The 19,286-nt window shown below is 35.3% G+C and carries 21 protein-coding genes; 15 read left to right on the top strand and 6 right to left on the bottom strand.

The genetic code is table 11. From position 1 onward, the window contains the following. Window positions 1-18: 18 nt before the first annotated feature. Window positions 19-1,608: a tetratricopeptide repeat protein gene (locus ACFSRZ_RS00920; RefSeq protein ID WP_379664634.1), complete on the bottom strand. Its 1,590-nt coding sequence runs from the start codon at window positions 1,606-1,608 to the stop codon at window positions 19-21. Between the two features lie 33 nt (window positions 1,609-1,641). Continuing rightward, on the bottom strand, window positions 1,642-1,773 hold the full coding sequence (locus ACFSRZ_RS00915) for a hypothetical protein (protein WP_379664633.1): 132 nt from the start codon (window positions 1,771-1,773) through the stop codon (window positions 1,642-1,644). 403 nt (window positions 1,774-2,176) lie between these two features. Between ACFSRZ_RS00915 and ACFSRZ_RS00910 the strand changes: the two genes are divergently transcribed. The 4 genes from ACFSRZ_RS00910 (at window position 2,177) to ACFSRZ_RS00895 (ending at window position 6,909) form a co-directional block, all read left to right on the top strand. Then, window positions 2,177-4,174 (top strand): tetratricopeptide repeat-containing sensor histidine kinase, encoded by a 1,998-nt coding sequence (locus tag ACFSRZ_RS00910; protein ID WP_379664632.1) that lies wholly within the window; start codon window positions 2,177-2,179, stop codon window positions 4,172-4,174. A 21-nt stretch (window positions 4,175-4,195) separates the two neighbouring features. Next, window positions 4,196-4,996, top strand: a complete 801-nt coding sequence (locus ACFSRZ_RS00905; protein WP_379664631.1) for a response regulator transcription factor — start codon at window positions 4,196-4,198, stop codon at window positions 4,994-4,996. Window positions 4,997-5,122: 126 nt separating this feature from the next. Beyond that, window positions 5,123-6,211 carry a hypothetical protein gene (locus tag ACFSRZ_RS00900; RefSeq protein WP_379664630.1) on the top strand — a complete coding sequence of 363 codons (1,089 nt, stop codon included), beginning with the start codon at window positions 5,123-5,125 and terminating at the stop codon, window positions 6,209-6,211. Continuing rightward, window positions 6,208-6,909, top strand: coding sequence for a hypothetical protein (locus ACFSRZ_RS00895; RefSeq protein ID WP_379664629.1), 702 nt, complete (start codon window positions 6,208-6,210; stop codon window positions 6,907-6,909). The genes ACFSRZ_RS00900 and ACFSRZ_RS00895 overlap by 4 nt, the downstream gene beginning before the upstream one ends. On the opposite strand, the gene ACFSRZ_RS00890 is transcribed toward ACFSRZ_RS00895, so the two are convergent. Beyond that, a complete protein-coding gene (locus ACFSRZ_RS00890; RefSeq protein ID WP_379664628.1) occupies window positions 6,896-7,057 on the bottom strand; it encodes a hypothetical protein in 162 nt (53 codons plus the stop codon). The genes ACFSRZ_RS00895 and ACFSRZ_RS00890 overlap by 14 nt on opposite strands. A 21-nt stretch (window positions 7,058-7,078) precedes the next feature. On the opposite strand from ACFSRZ_RS00890, the gene ACFSRZ_RS00885 reads away from it, so the two are divergent. The 8 genes from ACFSRZ_RS00885 (at window position 7,079) to ACFSRZ_RS00850 (ending at window position 14,065) form a co-directional block, all read left to right on the top strand. After that, window positions 7,079-8,542 (top strand): type IV secretory system conjugative DNA transfer family protein, encoded by a 1,464-nt coding sequence (locus ACFSRZ_RS00885; protein WP_379664627.1) that lies wholly within the window; start codon window positions 7,079-7,081, stop codon window positions 8,540-8,542. After that, entirely contained in the window at window positions 8,526-8,825 is a 300-nt protein-coding gene (locus ACFSRZ_RS00880) for a hypothetical protein (RefSeq protein ID WP_379664626.1), read from the top strand. The genes ACFSRZ_RS00885 and ACFSRZ_RS00880 overlap by 17 nt, the downstream gene beginning before the upstream one ends. Before the next feature lie 21 nt (window positions 8,826-8,846). Beyond that, on the top strand, window positions 8,847-9,587 hold the full coding sequence (locus ACFSRZ_RS00875) for a hypothetical protein (protein ID WP_379664625.1): 741 nt from the start codon (window positions 8,847-8,849) through the stop codon (window positions 9,585-9,587). Window positions 9,588-9,605: 18 nt separating this feature from the next. Continuing rightward, a complete protein-coding gene (locus ACFSRZ_RS00870; protein ID WP_379664624.1) occupies window positions 9,606-10,004 on the top strand; it encodes a DUF2958 domain-containing protein in 399 nt (132 codons plus the stop codon). Then, window positions 10,004-10,405, top strand: coding sequence for a hypothetical protein (locus ACFSRZ_RS00865; protein WP_379664623.1), 402 nt, complete (start codon window positions 10,004-10,006; stop codon window positions 10,403-10,405). The genes ACFSRZ_RS00870 and ACFSRZ_RS00865 overlap by 1 nt, the downstream gene beginning before the upstream one ends. 41 nt (window positions 10,406-10,446) lie before the next feature. Continuing rightward, window positions 10,447-10,956, top strand: coding sequence for a relaxase/mobilization nuclease domain-containing protein (locus ACFSRZ_RS00860; RefSeq protein WP_379664622.1), 510 nt, complete (start codon window positions 10,447-10,449; stop codon window positions 10,954-10,956). After that, window positions 10,953-11,246, top strand: a complete 294-nt coding sequence (locus tag ACFSRZ_RS00855) for a hypothetical protein (RefSeq protein ID WP_379664621.1) — start codon at window positions 10,953-10,955, stop codon at window positions 11,244-11,246. Before ACFSRZ_RS00860 ends, ACFSRZ_RS00855 begins: the two co-directional genes overlap by 4 nt. Window positions 11,247-11,383: 137 nt before the next feature. Beyond that, window positions 11,384-14,065 (top strand): CHAT domain-containing protein, encoded by a 2,682-nt coding sequence (locus ACFSRZ_RS00850; protein ID WP_379664620.1) that lies wholly within the window; start codon window positions 11,384-11,386, stop codon window positions 14,063-14,065. Here ACFSRZ_RS00850 and ACFSRZ_RS00845 read toward each other — a convergent pair. Beyond that, window positions 14,009-14,674 carry a tetratricopeptide repeat protein gene (locus ACFSRZ_RS00845; RefSeq protein ID WP_379664619.1) on the bottom strand — a complete coding sequence of 222 codons (666 nt, stop codon included), beginning with the start codon at window positions 14,672-14,674 and terminating at the stop codon, window positions 14,009-14,011. The two genes, ACFSRZ_RS00850 and ACFSRZ_RS00845, sit on opposite strands and share 57 nt — an antisense overlap. Continuing rightward, complete coding sequence (locus ACFSRZ_RS00840; RefSeq protein ID WP_379664618.1) at window positions 14,674-15,222, bottom strand: RNA polymerase sigma factor; 549 nt, start codon at window positions 15,220-15,222, stop codon at window positions 14,674-14,676. The genes ACFSRZ_RS00845 and ACFSRZ_RS00840 overlap by 1 nt, the downstream gene beginning before the upstream one ends. A 164-nt stretch (window positions 15,223-15,386) precedes the next feature. Here ACFSRZ_RS00840 and ACFSRZ_RS00835 point away from each other — a divergent pair, with 164 nt between their 5' ends. From ACFSRZ_RS00835 to ACFSRZ_RS00825, 3 genes are read left to right on the top strand one after another with little or no spacing between them, the layout of a single operon-like run. Then, window positions 15,387-16,145, top strand: a complete 759-nt coding sequence (locus tag ACFSRZ_RS00835) for a DUF4412 domain-containing protein (protein ID WP_379664617.1) — start codon at window positions 15,387-15,389, stop codon at window positions 16,143-16,145. Window positions 16,146-16,147: 2 nt separating this feature from the next. Beyond that, window positions 16,148-16,717: a hypothetical protein gene (locus ACFSRZ_RS00830; RefSeq protein ID WP_379664616.1), complete on the top strand. Its 570-nt coding sequence runs from the start codon at window positions 16,148-16,150 to the stop codon at window positions 16,715-16,717. 59 nt (window positions 16,718-16,776) lie between these two features. Further along, window positions 16,777-18,423 carry a T9SS type A sorting domain-containing protein gene (locus ACFSRZ_RS00825; RefSeq protein WP_379664615.1) on the top strand — a complete coding sequence of 549 codons (1,647 nt, stop codon included), beginning with the start codon at window positions 16,777-16,779 and terminating at the stop codon, window positions 18,421-18,423. A gap of 257 nt (window positions 18,424-18,680) precedes the next feature. On the opposite strand, the gene ACFSRZ_RS00820 is transcribed toward ACFSRZ_RS00825, so the two are convergent. Further along, complete coding sequence (locus ACFSRZ_RS00820; protein ID WP_379664614.1) at window positions 18,681-19,286, bottom strand: hypothetical protein; 606 nt, start codon at window positions 19,284-19,286, stop codon at window positions 18,681-18,683.

Raw genomic sequence — 19,286 nt, 5'->3', positions numbered from 1 at the left:
GAGAATTAAGAGTTACTTTTAGCTGTGATTTTTGAAATTTTCCAGCTCCTGATTGTAGATTCTAATAGCTCTAGATTGAGTAAAGTTTCCCTCTAGCTTTTGAATTTTATAGACCTTATCTCGAAGTGATTGTCGCCTAGATTTTACAGCATCAATGGATATAAAGAGTTTTTCAGAAAGCTCTTTTGGTTTTAGGTCTAGTAGCCAAGCTTCCCAAAACTCAATATTTTGTGAAGACAGATTGTATTTATCGATAAGGTATTGTCTAAAACCTTTTTCAAATTGTTTTTTAAGCTTACGAATTTTAAGCCTGTGAATCATAAAAAGGATAATTCCTAAAAAAGCAATAATTCCAATGCCTATAAAGATGTATTGATTAGCAGCTAACTTTTTATCTTTAGTTAAGAGTTCGTTTTGTTTTTCATCTAACTCAAACTCAAATTGATTGAACAGATCTTTATGCCTTCTATCTGCAAGGGCTAAGCTGTCCTTAACATGATTATATTTTTGATATAGCTTTTTAGAATCATCGCCTTTATAGACATCGGCAAGGAATTTCATAGAAGCTAGATAGTCACGATAATTGAGGATTTGTTTGGCAAGAACATTTGCAGACCTAGCAAAAGAAATGACTTTTGTAGTATCTTTTTCCCACAGATAATACTCAGCGAGATGAATTTTATTAATCACGATTCCGTCTTTGTGAGCGATTTTCTTTCGGATGTTAAGAGCTGTTTCCATAGCCCCTGATCCTTCTTTCTTTTTTCCATACAGAAAAAGTGCATGACCATAATTATCCAACATCATAGCATAGGTCTTAGGGTGTTTTTTATAAGCATTGCTGTCTTTTATAAAAGGTTCTAGTAAGTCAATTGCTTTTGAATAATGAGCAATGTCTTTATAGACCTTAGCTAAATTGTTAATCGATTGTAATTTTAGATGCGGATACTTGGTGAGCTTTTCCCGAAGAGTCAATGATTTTAAGTGATACTTGATGGCATCGGCAGAATCTTTTTGTTGGTTAAAAGAAATTCCCAAATTATTATATGCTGACGCTACTGATCTTTGCTGGTTTGGATTGATATACTTTAGTGATTCAAAGGATGTTGCAATACTCCCGGCGTAATCATGAATGTTTTTTCTAAGGATTGCATTATTGAGAAGTGTTCTTCCAATGCCAGAAGAATCTTTAAGACGCTGATAGATGTGTTTACTTTTTGTAAAATAGTAAAAAGCACTATCGGGTCTTACCGCATGGTTTTGAAAGTAAGAACCGGTAAACTCTAAGGTGTTGGCATAAGAAGCTGAATCTTTTCTTTTTTTTGAAAACTTAAGATGTATTTTTCGAGCTTTATGGAATAAATCCCATTGTTTTTTTACGTAACTACGATAAATAAAATCATGTAAGCGTCTGTTTTTTAAAGAATCACTTTTTGTCTGAATGATAGTTTCAAGTTCTGATTGCTCAACCGATTGCCCAAAAGAGAAACAAGTAAAAAAAACGCAAATAAGTATTAGTGGAAAAATCCGACTCATTGGAATAACTAGTAATTTTTTTTCGGGACAGGTTAAAGATAGAAAAAAACAAAGCCTTTTACTGTATTTCAAGTAAAAGGCTTTTCAAACATTAGAAGAGCAAATTTAATCACCACCCTTAGGAGGAATTACCGGATCATCTCCTTCGTCTCCTGTGCTGTAAGTAGGAATAAGTATATCATCGCTTTCGTCGATTGAGCATGATGTTGTTGTTCCAATTATACAGAGTGCAAACAAACAATAGAGGATTCTTTTTTTCATTTCCCTCATTTGGTTTTTCCAATTCAGTACCTAGGATTCTGGTAATTGGATGTTACACAATCTGTTTTGCAAAACGCTTTTGAAAGAGCCATCAATTGGTGCACAAGCTCTATTTCGATTGTAAAATTAGCTATGGAATTACTATGGAATTTCATCTTTGAGAGAACCTCTATAAATGGCGTGAAAAAAACAAGAAGTAGCGTGGAAATGAAAATTCTCAAGCAAAAAATAGGTTCACCCTACAGGGTGAAATTTGTTTACACTTCTTGTTTAAGGTAATTTACGTGGAAAATTAGCAGCCTGATTGCATAGATTTGATTTACTCAGATCATAAAAAATGAAACGCAGTCTCAATTTTAGAAAAAGAATTATCGCTCTTTTGGTTATTGCTTTGACATTTATAACTACTGTGAGTTTTGCTCAACAAGCTAAACTAGACAGTCTACTTTTAGAGTATAGAAAGCACCATAGTGATTCCTCAAAAATCAAATTGCTTCAAAAAATTTGCACGCAATTTTATTATACCGATAGTAAAGCAGGGCTTATTTATCTGGATACTTTAATGCTCCTTTCTAAGAAAACAAGAGACTACAAAATGCTCACTTTTGGTAATCGATATAAAGCAAACCTGCTTATAACGGAAGGGAAGTTTGGACAAGCCATCTCTCTATTTAAAAAAAACGTGCAAATTCTAGAGGGGATTGGGCAAAAGAAAAACCTATACTCTGACTATTTAAACATAGGAACTACATATAGGTATGCAAGAAATTTCAAACAAGCGGAGCTCTATTATGAAAAATGCATTGAGATTATTGAAAAGTACGGCAGGAAAGATAAATACATTGTAGTTTATAACAATCTCGGGGGAATGGCATTCTCCGAGGAAAATTTTGAGAAGGCAATAAAATATTACGTCAAAGCACTAGAGCATAAAGACTTTAACAAAAACCCAAGAAGATATATCAATACACTGACCAACCTTTCGGTTTGTCATTATGAGTTAAAACAATATGGGAAAGGAATAAAGTATGCACAAGAAGGGCTTAAGATTTCTAAGGAAATTGATTTTACAATAGGGATTGCCGATAATAAAAAGAATTTAGGGAAATGTTTGAAAGCTCTCGAAGTAGATTTGTACAAAGCCATTGAGTACTTTAAGCAAGCTATTGATCTTTATAAAAAGCTTTCTGATAATGTTTTCTTGATTGAAGCGTATTCAAATTTGGGGGAAACCTATGAGAAGATAAAGAACTACCCACAAGCGATTGTTTATCATAAAAACGCACTAGAGTTATCTCAAAGAATTGAAATGAAAGATAACGTTTTGAGTTCTAAAGTATTTTTATCTAGGGCATTGTTTCAAAATGGAAAAGTTGATCAGTCAGAAAGGTATATAAATCAGGTTTTAAATCAAGGCTCTAGCAAATATTTACTTAAAACAGTTTTGGCAAGTGTATATAAGACAAAAGCTGATATTAGAAAAAGTAAGCGGGATTACAAAAATGCTCTTATCTATTATGAGAAATACAAAGTATTAAGTGATAGTTTGCTTTCTGCTGAAAAGCTAAAAGATATCAATGAGATTGAGACTAAATACGAAACCCAAAAGAAAGAAGCAGAAAATGCCAAGCTAATACAACTGACCGCCCAGCAAGAGTTGGAACTGGAGATAGAAAACAAACGGAAGTGGTTTTTTGCTATTGGACTTGCGACCTCAATAACTATTCTGACGGTCTTTTTCTACTTCTACCGAAAAAACCAAAAGCAGAAAAAGATCATTGAAAAATTACAGAGAGAACTTCACCATCGTATCAAAAACAACCTTGCGATCATTGATACTTTTATTGATACGGCAAAAGATGGAATGCCAGATAAAAAGGGAAAACAAAAGCTCTCTGAGCTCCAAAATCGCATTGAAAGCATCTACAAAGTACACGAGCTATTGTATAAAACCAAAGGAAGGATTACTCAGGTATCTGCTAAAGAGTACATAGGTGCTTTGATAAAGGGCGTGCAACAATCGTTTTCTGATAAGCCTGTAACCATCTTAATGGATATTGGTTCTGAGGTAACTTTTGAGGTAGAACAGTCCTTTCCTGTTGGACTTATTGTCAATGAATTTTTGACCAACTCCTATAAATATGCATTTAAAGGAAGAAACGACGGAACAGTGACTATCAGCATTACAGCTCAAGGTAAATACTACCGAATAGATCTTGCAGACAATGGAATCGGATTACCTAAAGATTTTGATCTAAACTCAGTTGATACTTTCGGTATGGACGTTATCAAACTCCTTGCCGAGCAACTTGGAGGAAGCTTTGAGTTAAATGGGGCTGATGGAGTAAAATTTCATTGCTCTTTTGAAAAGAAATAAACTAAACATTACCCTAATATTATGAGAGCGCATATATTAATAGTAGAAGATGAAGCACTTTTGTACAAACGCCTAAAAAAAGTACTGGGAAAAGAACGATACACGATTGATGATTTTACACCCAGTGTAGAAAAAGCATTAGAGAGAATCCAAAAGAAGAGACCTGATATTGTCCTTTTAGATATTGATCTACAGGGTAAACTATCAGGATTGGATTTGGGCAAAATGCTCTATGAAACTTATGGCATTTTGTTTATCTATCTTACGGGATTTGATGATGATAGGACTTTTTACGAAGGACTTAATACACATCACGAGCATTTTATTGTTAAAAGTAAACCCAGGCTCAATGAAAAAGAAATCATTCGTTCCATACATACAACACTTCAAAAGAGAAATAGCGAGACCAACGTCTTTTTCAAAAATGGCATAATGGGGCTTATTATGTACCTCAGTGATATGAAAGATACCAGTCATAAAGAAATCACTAAAGTTCCGGTACAGTTTTCAGATATCAGCTTTTTTACCGTTAAGCCTTTTATAAATGAAGATGATAAACAGGAGAGGCTCAAGGCTAATTATTTGTGGTTTCAAACCAAAGACAAGAATTACTATTTCTTACGTTCGTCCTTATCAGATATTATCGGAAAACTCCCTTATCATTTTGTACGCATCAATGAGAGCTATATTGTAAATATTTCAGCCAAGCACCTAACGGGGCAGATCAGCGAATCAAGAATTTCGGTTGTAAACCAGATGTTTACCATTAGTGAGCGATATAAGAAAGAGGTGAAAAATCGGTTTAAATTACTCTATGAGTAGTAATATAGGGAAACCTCTCACGTAAAACACCTATATATCCACAAGGAATAAACTACTTTTCACCCTGATTATAAATGACATTGCTACCTATATCACTTTTGTGGGATAACCATAAAAATGATATAGATGAATCGTAAAAAATCTAAGGTAGAAGTTGTAAGCTTCTATCATCCAAAAGCGGATCAGCTGATTACAAAAAGAATTCCGCTCATTCAAAAAGAAGTCGTCACCTATGCCATAGATATGGCCAGGCAAGGAAGACCACAACTTAACGATCCACAAATCTTATTTCTTCCTAAGATTAAAAGCTTGTTTGAGGTATTACTGGAGACAGTACTCAAGATCATTGGAGCTTTTGCTGTACTTAGTAGAACAGATGATGATCTTGTAAGATCGTATGAAAAGGAGCAAAAGGCACTTAAGGAAAAGCAAGCAAAACTATCTGAAGATATTCGTGTGTTACAAAAAGAACTTTCAGAGCTTTCTGATATTTCTCATTTAATAAGACGATGGAAATACAAATGGAGGTTAGTGCTTTTGACTCTTAGTATTGGAGAAGTTGCTGTGAATTATAAAATTCTGCTCATTGTTACTCCAAATCAGGCTACTGCTCTAGTTGCATCGGTTGGTCTTTGCACGGTGTTATTTGTCATTGCTCACTCGTTTAAAGATGTATTAAACTATTTTTCACCTAAATCGATAAAGCTTTTAGTAGGAATGGGAATTGTCATAGGGGTACTTCTATTACTCTATAACCTTAATACCATTCGAATTTCCTATATGCAAAATGAGGGACAACTTACCTCTGGGGTTTCTCAGTGGAGTTTTGTGATTATCAACTTTGCTATGTGGATAGCAGGGGTGATTATCGCTCTTATCTACAAACCTTTAAAGACTGATATTGCTAAGAATATTGAGTACAGCAAAATCAAGGATCAGTTAAAGGAAATTCAAAATAATATTCGAGAGATTGACGATCGACTCTTAGAAATTCCACAGGAATTGGAAAAGAGGCTCTCACAGATGAAAAATTTGCGTTTTATGGCAAAGCATTATGAGAATGCGATCGCTTCAGAATACAAATCTGCGGTTAGCCTTTTTATTTCAAAGAACCTTTTTCAGCGGAAAGATGGTGTTAGCCCAAAAGCCTTTCTGGAAGAACCTACAAAGCTTAAAACTTACTTTGATCACATCCTCATAAAAGAAAGCACATGAAAAAGTTAGCAATTATACTTATTGTGCTTTTTATAGGGTGTGATAAGCACAACCCCAAGACTCAGTACTTAAGCACAATTATTGATCTGAGTGAAGAGGGAAGCTACAAGCCTACGTCGAAGGAAATACTCTCCTATCTCAAAAAGGGACACCACAGCGATGGTATTGAGATTTCCTTACGGTATGTATCGGAAACGAGGTACGCTCCGAAGTACCAGTTTGTGCTACAGCAAGGTGAAGTCGGCTGGCTCTCTAACGAGGATACGCAGAGAAGAAAGAAGAGACTGCTATTAAAGCAGTTTAAAGACACGCTCCAGAGTACCCTAGAAAGTCAACAACCCTTGCAAAGGTCAGAGATCTTCCGACTGGTGGTAGATGAACTGGAACACCTGTCGAAGCAGAAAGGGAAGCGAACGCTCTTGTTGGTTTCTGATATTAAGGAGCACAGCTCGCTCTTCTCGATGTACGACAAGGGTCAGTTGCAAAAACTCCTGAGAGAACCAATGACTCTAGTAGAACTGTTTCAGGATCATGTGGTAATTCCTGAGAATCTCTCCGGAATTACCCTACACATTCTCTACAGACCCAAGCCAGAGGAAGACCTCGGGTTCACCGCTATGGTTGCTCTTTACCGAAGCTTATTTGAATCAAGGGGAGCTACCGTGAAGGTATCTCAGGTACACATCATAACGCTTTAGTTATGAGTAGCAAAGGAAGCACATTTGCAAAGGCTCTGGGAGGAATCCTTAAAGGGATATGGAAGTTACTGTTGCTATTGATATACGCCATAGCACGGATGGTAGAAATACTTGCAGGCTTTGTTAGCAAGGTTACAGAAAAATTCATTCACTAAAAAATTTACGAAAAATGATAAAGTTACTAATCGACACACTATCTGACATGGCAAAAGAGGGAAGCGAGTTTGCCTTGGACGCCATCTCAGGATTCGGCAAAAAAGAAAAGCTCCTCTCTGCCAAGTTTGGAAAAGAGAGCAGTTTACTCTCCAAGAGAAACGAGGGGCTTTCCCTTACGGGAACCAAGTTTTTAAGTATTCAGAAGTCCAAGGAACACGTGATGTTCTTTGGACCCTCAGGATCGGGAAAAACGACGGTATGCCTGATACCCAGTGCCATTCGCATCGGAAGCTCGAAAACTGACTCGAGCATGATCATCAACAACCCTTCGGGAGAAAATGAAAAACTCGAAGCCTTTTTAGTTTCCAAAGGATATACTGTCCTAAAGTTTAACCCAAACGATAAAGGACGTTCGATTTACTACAACCCTCTGGCTCGAATAAAATCCTCTACGGATGTGATGAAGATAGCTGAAATGCTTGTCGTGAAGGGGAGCAAAAAATCTAAGGACTTCTGGCAAATTAAGTCGGTAGAACTGATTAGTTTGATGATCGAGTTTCTCTTAGGTCATGCTTCTAAAGTGCATCAGAACATTGCTAATGTATATTATCTGCTTCAAAATCTTGCAGGTGATGAAGATACTATTAACAGGCTTTTTGCAGATAAGGCAACAGAAAAACAGTGGCACGCATACAAGGCGGTGATTGCCAACAGTGAGAATACCAAGGCGAGCATTATCTCTTCTGCCATTAGTGCTTTGTCTTTTGTTGGGAACTCACCTGAGCTATGTGACGTTACAAGCGTAGACAATTTTGATTTTTCAAGGCTAAAATCTGAAAAGATTTGCCTGTTTTTAAACATCAAAACTATGGACATGCAGTTTTATAGCCCCATATTGGGGTTGTTCTTTGAACAGCTCTTTTCAGAGCTAATGAATGACATTCCCAATCCGACAGATAATCCACTGTTTTTACTAATAGATGAACTTTCTTCAATTCCGCTACCTAGCCTACCAGTGGTGATAGCAAATGCGAGAAAATACTTCTCTATTCTTGGGATACTTCAGAGCGAATCGCAATTGAGCGAAAACTACGGTGAGCATTCAACTAAAACCATCTTAAACAACGCATGCAAGGTGTATATGAGTGGACTAGATACCGAGTGTGAACGTATCTCTAAGGCTCTCGGAGAGTACCAGTATTACGAGGACAAGGAGAAGAAGATTTTGCGTACCCGAAAACTGATGACCGCACAAGAATTACGCACAATGAGTAGAGACAGGGTCATTATTTTGCCTAACGGTGGACTTCTTCCTCTCTATTGTAAGGCAACACCTTTCTATAAAAACAGAAGGTATCTCAGGTACATGGAAATGGAGCTTCCCGAAGACTATGAGTCAGGATTCCAGTTGGAATACACGGCTCAATACCTGCCACTAGACAAATACAAAACTCAGAAAGATGGGGACAAAAAATGATGTGCTTACAAACGCTCCAGCGAAACTGCTGGAGCTTGCCGAGAAGGGGCTTCACAGGCTCTTTTTTAAGGCGAGCAAGGTAAAGCGAACTGTAAAAAGACTCGATAAGAGGAAGGAGAACAAAGAGCAGAAAAAGTTCAGAGAACAAGAGTTATTGAGCAAGGTTGAACGCGATGAAGCGGATGCGTTTTTTGCTTCTGCTCTAAATAGAAATAAAGCTCAGCAAAGACTCAGTGAACTTAAACAAAACAATACAGACCAAGCCAAGGAACCAGATCGGTAACTATAAATAAAACTAAACACTATGAAAAATTTACAAAACTACTTAGCACTTTATCTCTTTATAATAGAAGATCAAAAGGTTATTGATCCTGATGAATTATTTAACACCTACAATAGAGAGGAAATCGAAAAGGTCGTTCTTTCAGCGATTAAAGAGTTTGCAGAGTTTGACTATGATAAGTCCAGCAAATACTTTACTCGAGATATGGAGGGAATTATGTTCGCTACTGAAGTTGTCGAGTTGGAGAAGATTAACTCTCTACATGAGCTTCACGATGCCATTGATTATTTGCTAAGGGGCTACCACAAGCGTCTTAACCTAATAAAGCAATCAAAGGAGTTTTCTCTTCCCGACAAGTTATATAAAGCTCCTAAAGAGGTGCAAAATATCTCAAGAAAACTAGTCCTGAACTTTCTAAAGGAGAGTCACCAGATAGAAGGTGAAAAGGAGCTCTTTGAACTAGGCGAAGCAAAACACCGAGAAGCTATCTACGACATGTATAGAACCTTCACGGGTTGCATTCCAAGAGAAGATAGTCCAGGAAACATTTATTTCTCTTTTCTAGAAGATCCCAATTTAAAGCTCAGCTATGGAGGTCTCCCTGATTTTGATAACAACAAAGACCTCTTTTCTCACATTAGAGACATGCGAAAGATAAAAGAGAAGACGCACCAAATGCTTCAGGAAACAACTCCTCAACGTATGGCAGAAATCAAAAGGCTCGCCAAGGATAAGCAAAAGGATAACCAGAGAGAACAATAACCACTAAAACCAAATACTATGAAACTGATAACACCAGAATTAGAAGCACGATTTAAAGAGATTGGAGACCAATCCGAAAATGAAAACCCGCTTATTGTAGCCAAGTTTTTTGATCCTTTAGGTTCAGCAACATGGTATGCTACCGAGTATGACAAAGAAACCAATACTTGTTTTGGATATGCCACAGGTATGTTAGAAGATGAGTGGGGGTATTTTTCTGTTTCTGAGCTCGAATCCATACAAAGGTTTACTACGGTTGTAATAGATGGAGTGAGGCATACCTCTAAGCTAGGACTTTGGATAGAAAGAGAAATTGACTTTAAAGAAATACGCTTCTACGATCTGTTTCCTGAAAAGGGACGGTTAGCTAAGCTAAATAACAGCAAGAAAGAAAAATCACAAGACCAAGAACGCTAATGGAAAAGAATAGCAAATACAAAAGTGTCCATGAGTACATGGATGTTTTTTTTACAGGTGAGAATCCTTCCGATAAGGAGATAAAAAAAGCCAAAGAAACATATCGAAAACTGTATCAAAAACACTACCGAGAAACCTACAAAGAAAACCATACTCAGATTACCTTTCGAGTATCAAAGCACCAGTTTGGACAGCTCAAAGAGTGTGCTAAACAAAAGAAAATCAAGGTCACAACCCTTGCCAAGCAAAGGGCTCTGAAAACAACTGCGAATGACAATGTCAAGGTTAAAATTCAGCTCTCGGAACTGATGGACATTATTGAAGAGGCTCTTTATAAAAATAGGGGTATAGACCCCATCAGCATTCTAAATGGATTGGAAAAGATAGAAGAGCAGTTATGATTGTAAAAGCCATATCCCATAAGAGCGATAAGAGGTCAGCTATGAAAAAGCTACTGGACTACTGCTTTGCCCCTGAAAAGACAATGGACAAACAGTGTGGCCGAGAAGCTGTGTTGGTAAAACGTCACATTCGTGGCTATGATACAAAGAGGTGGGTGGACGCCTTTAAGCGTAATGATGAGAACAGAAGTTTTACCCATAAGAACAGGGTTGTTCTCAGGCATGAGATTGTTGCATTCTCACCAGAGGACAATCACAAAATTACAGTAGATATGCTAGAAGAGATTGGTGCTTGGTACTTAAGAAACAGAAGTGAGTCAATTGGCGTTTGTGCGGTGCATTGGGAAGAGTCTATCCACCTGCACTTTGTCATTGCAGGGGTTGGTTTGGATGGTAAATCTACCCGCATTAGCAGAGGGAACTTCAAGGCTTTTAAGATTCGTTTGCAGGAGTACCAGAAACAGAGGTTCCCGGAGCTCAGTCACTCAATTGTTGAGCACTCAAAAAAAAAGCCCTCTCGCTTCGCCTTACGCAGAAAGAAAAGCATATGAAAAAGTCTCGTGGGGTGCTCTCAGAAAAAGAGAGACTCAGTCTCTTAGTTAAAAAAATAGCAAAGCAATGTAAATCATTGGATGAACTCACTAAGAAGCTCCGAGAACAACAGTTACAACCTTACTATAGAAAAGAGCTACTCGCTGGAGTACGGCTTGGAAATAGGAAGCTACGCCTTACTACCTTAGGTGTTGATAAATCTCATTTAAAAGCTCTTACTAGAGAGCAGAAAAGGCTAGACGGTCTTCGCTGCAAAAATCAAAAAAACCGTAGAGGTAGAGAGTGGTAAAAGGCATTTTATTGTTGTGAAATGTGCAAGGATTACAAAGGAGCTTTTTATAGTAAAGTTAAAATAACACTTTAATTTAAATGCCTAATAAACCTACTTTATTTAAGTATATTTAAAATCATTTTGAAGTATTTATTATGAGAAAAACAACTATTTACCTTTTAGTACTAGTGAGTTCTTTCAGCTACGCTCAAACACGTAATATACTGAATTCTATTGAGAATCTCTATAAAGAAGGTAAATACAAAGAAGTAACTCAACAAAGCTTTCAAATTCCTCCCGATCCAAATACTACTGATAGCTTGTTTTATGCCGAGTTACTGGCATTGCAATCCAATGCTCATTATGAATTGAGCAATTACACAAGAGCAATCGAACTAGCCAACCAGTCGATTCTTTATACTCCGAATAACGAGGGAGGTCAAAATCTCAAAGGGATGATGTTATTCGACCGAGCTTTTTCTGAATATTCATTGGGAAAATATCGAACATCTTATGAATCGGTGAAAGAAGCTGAGTCTATATTAACAACGTTAAAAGCTCCAAATTTAGATTATTTACTATCCATTTATGCCGACATTGCAGGCACAGCAATAACATATGGATATTTAGAAGAGGCGGAATATTATATTTTAAAAGGGATTTCGGTTTATAAAGAGAATAAATCGAAGGTAGTGGCTGATAAGAATCAAGCTTCTAAAGAGGTGTTATTCCGATACAAACTTGTAGAATTGTACAGTTCAAAAAAGCAAGAAAAAGAATTAGTGAAACAAATTCAGGAGTTTTCAAAAATGAAAAACCTAAGAAGGTTTAATGATGTCGAGAATTTGATGTATGCTGTATCTTTAAATATAGTGGGTGACTTTTATCTCAATAATTTGGAAGATTTGGAAAGAGAAAGTGCCCTTTTAGAAGGAGGTAAATACATTGAGAAAGCTCTAACAATACTAGACAAAGAGAAATACCCAAAGAACGAAATACAATTCAAGTTCAATATTGCGAAGCAGCTTAGATATAGTAAAGAATACCAAAAAGCATTGTTTGTCAATAAAGAAATTATTGAACGTGTTGAAGCAAACGATGAGCGACTTCCTTTTTTTCATGCTCAGAGAGGAATTCTATATTTAGAACAAGGGAAATTTAGTGAAGCTAAGGTGGAGCTTTCAAGAATGATTACTCTAATTCACAGAGGTGAGAAATTATCGTCAGATTTTTCCAACTTTCAACCAAGTGAAGAATTGCACCATACAGGTTTATTAGTTGAGATTCCTGGGATTATTCAAAAACATTTTCCAGAACATAGAGATGCTTTACAACTTTCCTCTCAAATGTATGTAATAGGACTTCAGCAATTCAAAAATTGTTATAGAAAAGAAGAACTAAATGATAAGTTAAAAAGCTATTACCACTTAGCAATTGATGGGATCTTAAAAAATGGTAGTTTAAAGGTAGGAGAGATGGTAAATGCAATAGAGAATATAGAGAATCGATTGGCGTGGAAAGAATTCTTACAAAACAGAAAACATACCAAAGAGATTTTACCCGATTCTATTTTTAATAGAGAGCTTCAGTTGAGAAAGGAAATAGTGCAACTAAGGAAGAAGAATGATAGTTTACAAATCATTGCCTTAGAAAAACAAATTGAAAATCATAGAGAATATTTACAAAAGAATTTTCCTGCAATATCATCATCGATATTTAATGAATTCAAATATGAGAATTTTCAAAAGCAATTAAATGAAAACACTTGTGCTTTGAAGTATAAAAGAATAGGAGATAGGATGTATCTATTCAGGATAACACAAGATGAAATAGATGTATCCCCTATAGAATTTGATACAACACTACAAGAGGAAATAAAGGGATACATTAGAATTCTAAAAACTAGAAAAGAAGACCTTGAGAAAGGAAACAATCTATATAAAAAAATACTCCCTTTTTCCTTAAGTGAGTTTGAACAAATCATCATTTTACCAGATGATATTTTGTACCACCTTCCTTTTGAGGCATTGGTTGATGAAGATTCAAAATATTTACTTTATAATCAATCCATTTCTTATGCATCATATCTTGTTTTTGCGAATAAAAAACAACAAAACCAGACAGTTGAAGAGATACAGATTTATAGACCCAATTATTCTAATAAAATCACCAATAGAAGTTCTGTAAAGTTGAATGGAGCTAAAGAAGAAACAGAGAAAATCAGCGAGCTTTATAAAACGAAATTATTTGAAGGAAGCCAGTCAAGCAAAAGCTTTTTTCTGAACAAATCACCTGATGCAAAAATATTACACTTGTCGATGCATGCTTCAATTAACGGGCAACACCCAGAGTTGAGTTATTTTATTTTTTCTGAAGACCTAGGTCAAAAATTGTATTTAGAAGAGTTGTATGGAATGAAGTTACAAGCTGATTTGGCTGTTTTAAGTGCATGTAGTACAGGAGAAGGAGCAATGGACGATATCAAAGGACATATTTCATTACAAAGGGCGTTTACATATGCAGGCGTTTCTGCAACGGTTTCTAGCTTGTGGGAAGCTCCAGATGATGCCACACAGCAAATAATGGTCTCTTTTTACAAACATTTAAAAGAAGGGAATTCAAAATCGAAGGCATTACAAATGGCGAAAATAGACTATTTAGAAACGAATCAAGAGCCTTCTTTAGCAGTACCTTATTATTGGGCGGCATTTACCATTTCAGGAAATACAACTCCACTGGACAAAAATAGTTATTGGAACTACATTGGAATTTCTTTGATTCTACTGATTGTTTTCTTCTTTAGAAGAAACCTTAGAAAGGCTTTCAAGAATTCGTAAAACTTGTTCCTTCCTGTAAGTAGACGATCCTTTTAATTTTTGAAAACTTTTTCTAGCCTTTTGCACTTTGTTAAGTTTCAAATAAGTAAGGCCTCTATACCACAACACTTGATCTCTTTTTTCATGATCAAGGGAGATTGCATCAAGTAATGAAAGAGCCCTCTCAGGGAGGTTGTTGTGTAAATAAATATTTGCTTGATATAGGTTAATAGCCTCTGTATCAATAGAGCTAGTTCGAGTTAGTGAATCAAAAGCAACAAGTGCTTGATCATACTTTTTCAACTCGTAGTATGTAAATGCTCTTTCTGTTAAACTTAAACCTTTCAAATCTCCATTTCGAATAATAGGAACAACAGTATTCTTATACATGGAAAAATGAGTATCGTATATTTCTTCAGTAGACATCGTTTTATCAGAATTCATAAAGTAGACAATAAATGAAAGCAATAGAATAGCAGCAGCACTCATCCAATATTTCCAATAGGACTTCCTCTCAATTTCAGGACCTATAGTATTTTCATAGTCTTTGAATTCCTGAATAAGCTTATCGCGTTCAACAGATTTGATAATGCGTTTTACCTTATGGTCAAATGAATTTTGTTCTTCCATTACTTCTGTTTAAAGAGTTCTTTTAGCTTTTTTAAACACCGTGATTTCTGACTTTTTACAACATTTTTATTTTCATAATCCAAGGTTTCCGCAATTTCATCATTTGTAAAACCTCGATAGTAGAAAAGTGTCAGCACCTCTTGACATTTCTTTCCTAGCTGAAGAAATACTTTTTTTAACCTCTGTAACTCTTCGTCGTTTTTATCATTCAAATAATCCGATACAATTTCCTTGTAATTGTATTCTCCCGAGATAGAAAGAGGAATATCACTCCTTTTATTTTTAACACGAATCTTTTCATATAAAATACGTTTCCCTATACTGAATATATATGTTCGTAAAGTACATGTCAGATTTTCTAGCCTTCCTTCTAAAGCCTGCTGTTGAAGTATAACCATAGTATCCTGATATGCATCAAGAATATCTTCTGTTGCCAATGAAAACTTTCTTGAAAAAGCAATAAAAGCAGATCTATGATCTGTATACACTTTTTTAAGGGTTTTACGATCACCAGAACTTAGAAGAGTAATTACTTCATTTTCCGTCATTAATGGTAGAAAGTTTAAAAGGTAAACAAAAATACACGATTTTTTTTCCTGTGGAAGGTCTTATGATTTTCTGAAAGAAAATAAGAGGAGAGTTAGAATAAAAAAATTGAAGAAAGATGTTAACCTTTTGAAGAAAATTGCATTAAGCTGAAATATTTTTAAAAATGATTATCAATTCAAATAGTAAGAAAATCGTCATATTGATAATGCTTCTTGCATTTTCAATCAACAAGACAGACGGTCAAATCTGGAAGAAACTAAAAAACAAAGTATCCAAAAAAGTAGAAGATAAAATAGATAAGAAAGCAGACAAAATTTTGGATAAGACGCTTTCGGATTCAGAAAATAAGAAGTCCGATGAAAAGGCTACATATAAGTTTGATGGAAGTGTAACCATTGAGATTTCAACAGAAAAAGGAGATACAGCATCCTTTGAAATTCTTTTTAGCAATGAGAATAAGGAAACGATTTGTATGATGATGGATAATGGTGAATCAGGACAAATCTATAATGTAATAACTGCAAAAAAAATCATTGCATTTATCAATGCTGGCGGAATGAAGATTAAGAAATCATCTTCAGCAGACCAATTTTCACAACTAGACAATTCAGACAAAGTACCTTCAAAAGAAGACTTAAAGAAAACAGGAAATGTCAAAACAATCATGGGATATACATGTCATGAATATTTCTATTCAAATGACGGAGGAAGTATTTCAGCGTGGATTACTAAAGATAATTTTCCTATCAAATCAAAATATGCGCCAATGCTAGGGATGACGAAAAAGAGTGCAATTGAAGGGTTTGTTCTTGAATTGAATTCAAAATCCAAAAGTGGAGAAAGAGCAGATGTTAAAGTAATTAAGATCGATGGAAAGAAAAAGGTAACCATCAATTCAGGTGAATATAAATCTATGTTTTAATGATGAAAAAGAAGATTTTATTTGCAGGGCTAATGGTTTTTATGTTGATCGCAACTGCTGGTTATAGTCAAAAGAAACCAAAATATTTTATCAAAATTACTTTTGATCAAGGGCCGCTAAAAGGAACACATGTTTTTACTCCAGAAAAAGGAAATTATTTGAGTCAGATCAATCTAGAACTTTTTGAGGGAGTAAGCAAACTAAATGCATCGAAGCTAACGACAGAAAGTGGTTTTCAAGTACACTATATATCTAGACCTTATCAGGGAGATTCCAAAGTAGGAGAACACAAGGCAAAAGAATACACAAGAGGTTGTGGAAGCTTAAACTTTATTGATTTAAAGAACAATCAATCTTATAAGAGGATTGATGGAGATTTCAGTGGGTGTACGAATACTAAAATCAGTTCCGTAGGAGGTTGGAAAAAATCTGTTTACAAAAGTAGAAGAAATGTATCGGGAAGTTTTTCTGATGTTCTTACAATGAAAATCAGAATGGATGATGGTACCGAGAAAATAGTAAAATCTAACATTGAAGTTGAATTTCAAGTTCAAGAATCACGAAGAAAATAAAGTGTTAGTTAAAAAATAACTTAAACACACTGTATAATCAAATAAGAAATTAAACCATTATGAAAATAAAACTATTCTATTTAGCCCTTATTATTTCAAGTCTAAGTTATGGACAATATAGTTTTGAACAAATTGATATTTGGTCAGGAAGCAATGGGAGTTCTCCTAGATATTTTACCAAGTTTGGAGGAGAAATGTACTTTCAAGCATTTGATATTACACCATCATTTAAAAAATTGTATAAAACAAATGGTACAACTTCGGGAACACAGGTTATTGCTACAAATTTGAATGGAGGAGCAGGTTATTCCCCAGAATCTATGTATGTAATGAATGGTGAACTCTTCTTCACAGCTACGGTTTCTGGAGTAGGTATGGAATTGTACAAAACAGATGGTACAGATGTAGGTACTGTTCTAGTGAAGGATGTCAGAACAGGTTCTTCTAACGGTATGGATAGTAATACAAATGATAGAGAAATCTTTGCTGAATACAATGGAGAGCTTTATTTCAGAGGAAATACAGATACTTCTATTCAATTATGGAAAACGAATGGTACAGAAGCAGGCACCGTAGCTGTGAAAGATTTTGGTTCTGGCAACTCTCCAAATTATATTCAAAAAGGAGAAACATCTACAATGGGACTAGAATTTGATAATGCGTTATTTTTTATCATGAATAATGAATTGTGGAAAACAGATGGTACGGAAGCAGGAACAGTAAAAGTAAAGGAAAACCTTTCAGGGATTAAAGAATTTATAGTGTTTGATGGATTATTATATTTTGTTGCAGGTACCGAAAGTACTCCTACAGGCTCGGAAATATGGGTTTCAGATGGAACATCTTCAGGAACCGTCTTAAAGTTTGATATTTTTCCAAATGATACGCAAAGTAGTGGATTTAATATTATAGGAAGTAATCCAAGAGACTTATTCATATTTAATAATGAACTTTATTTTACAGCTCATGGTTATTTAAATAATGAAAGTACAGGGAGAGAGCTTTGGAAATCAGATGGAAATTCGGTGAGCTTAGTTAAGGACATAAAAACAGGAAATAATGAAGATGGAATTAACCTACCAAGGTTTACTGTTTTTGAAAATGAATTATATTTTAGAGCCTCCGACAACACTACTTCTGATTTTGAATTATGGAAAACGGATGGTACAGAAAATGGAACGATAAAAGTTGTAAGTGTTTCAGATACAGGAGAGTCAATAGAGTTTTTGCATGCAACAGAATATGACGGGAAACTGTTTTACTTTGACTCTCAACAGCTTTGGGTAACAGATGGGACATCAATAGGTACAGAAGCCCTAACAGGAAACGCAAAAGAGATTATACTTATTTCTTCATTTGAACCTTTGGTGTATCAAAATAAGCTTTGGTTTAGCGGTACAGATATGGACAATGGTAATGAATTGACGAGCCTGTCATCTGGGACATTAAGTGCTGATGAATTTAAGGAAGAAGCCTTCCAATTATACCCTAACCCGGTTACAAACGAATTATCAATTCAACTTAAAGGAAGTCTATCTATAAAATTAATTAAGATTTATAATGTTTTAGGACGAGAAATTGATAATGTACCTTATAACAAAATAACTAAGAAAATATCTATGAAGAACCTTGATTCTGGAATTTACATACTTTTTTTAGAGTCAAATGAAGGAAGGGTATTAACTAAAAAAATTATTAAAAGATAAAAACATGTTTCGAATTAGATTCGTTTTTTTTGCCAAGGTAGGGATTGCAAAGGAGCTCCTTTGCCAAGATAGCATGTTGTGGAAACTATGTTTGTAGCAACATGCAATCTTGGGCATCCAAAAAAAAATGGATTGAGATTTGTCGTAAAAGCCAGTAACTTACGTTAAATCGAACCAAAAATGTCCTAAAAGATTGCCATTTGAAATTTGGCGAATCGACTTAGGACATTTTTCTCTAAAGGACAATTACGTTTAATTTACTCAGGCCACTCAACTCCCATAAATTTCTTTTTCTTCGTTATTCTCCAACCAGTATCGTATTTAATTAAGTTGATTTCTTTTTCCTCATATCTTCTTTTATGACAATTTCTAGGCTCATGGCGTTCACCTACTAATTCAGCAAACGGAGTTTTAGCATAGTCAATCCGTACAAGAACGGTTGCTTTATTTTTATCAGCAGAGAGAGAAATTCCCAATATTTTAGTAACTATACCTCTTGAGTAAATAACTTGAGCTTTAGCCCCACCAAAGCCATGCCGAGTGTCTTTGAAACCATATCTCTTCCGTGCTTTGGCTGTTCCTTTAAAGTCAATAACGGTATGTGTTCTTCTATCTAATTTTGAATGAGTGTCTTGGTAGCTTCGTGTGGTAATCAATCCAATTTTCTCCAGTTTTCTAATGGTACTTGCATCTTGTTTGTAGCTTTTCCAAGTGCTTCTTGTTGACTTTGTGATTTCACAGTAACAATTTTGAATTCGAAGTTGCTTTCGTGCTATTTTCAAAGCTTCACTCTTTGAAAGTTGAGCGCTACAACTCATAGAAAGCAAGGCAATAAAACAGGTGGTTAAAATTTGTTTTTTCAT

The organism is Pseudotenacibaculum haliotis (assembly GCF_042684245.1).
GTDB lineage: Bacteria > Bacteroidota > Bacteroidia > Flavobacteriales > Flavobacteriaceae > Polaribacter > Polaribacter haliotis_A.
Note: the sequence above shows the minus strand (reverse complement) of the source record. Positions and strands in the feature narration are given on the sequence as shown.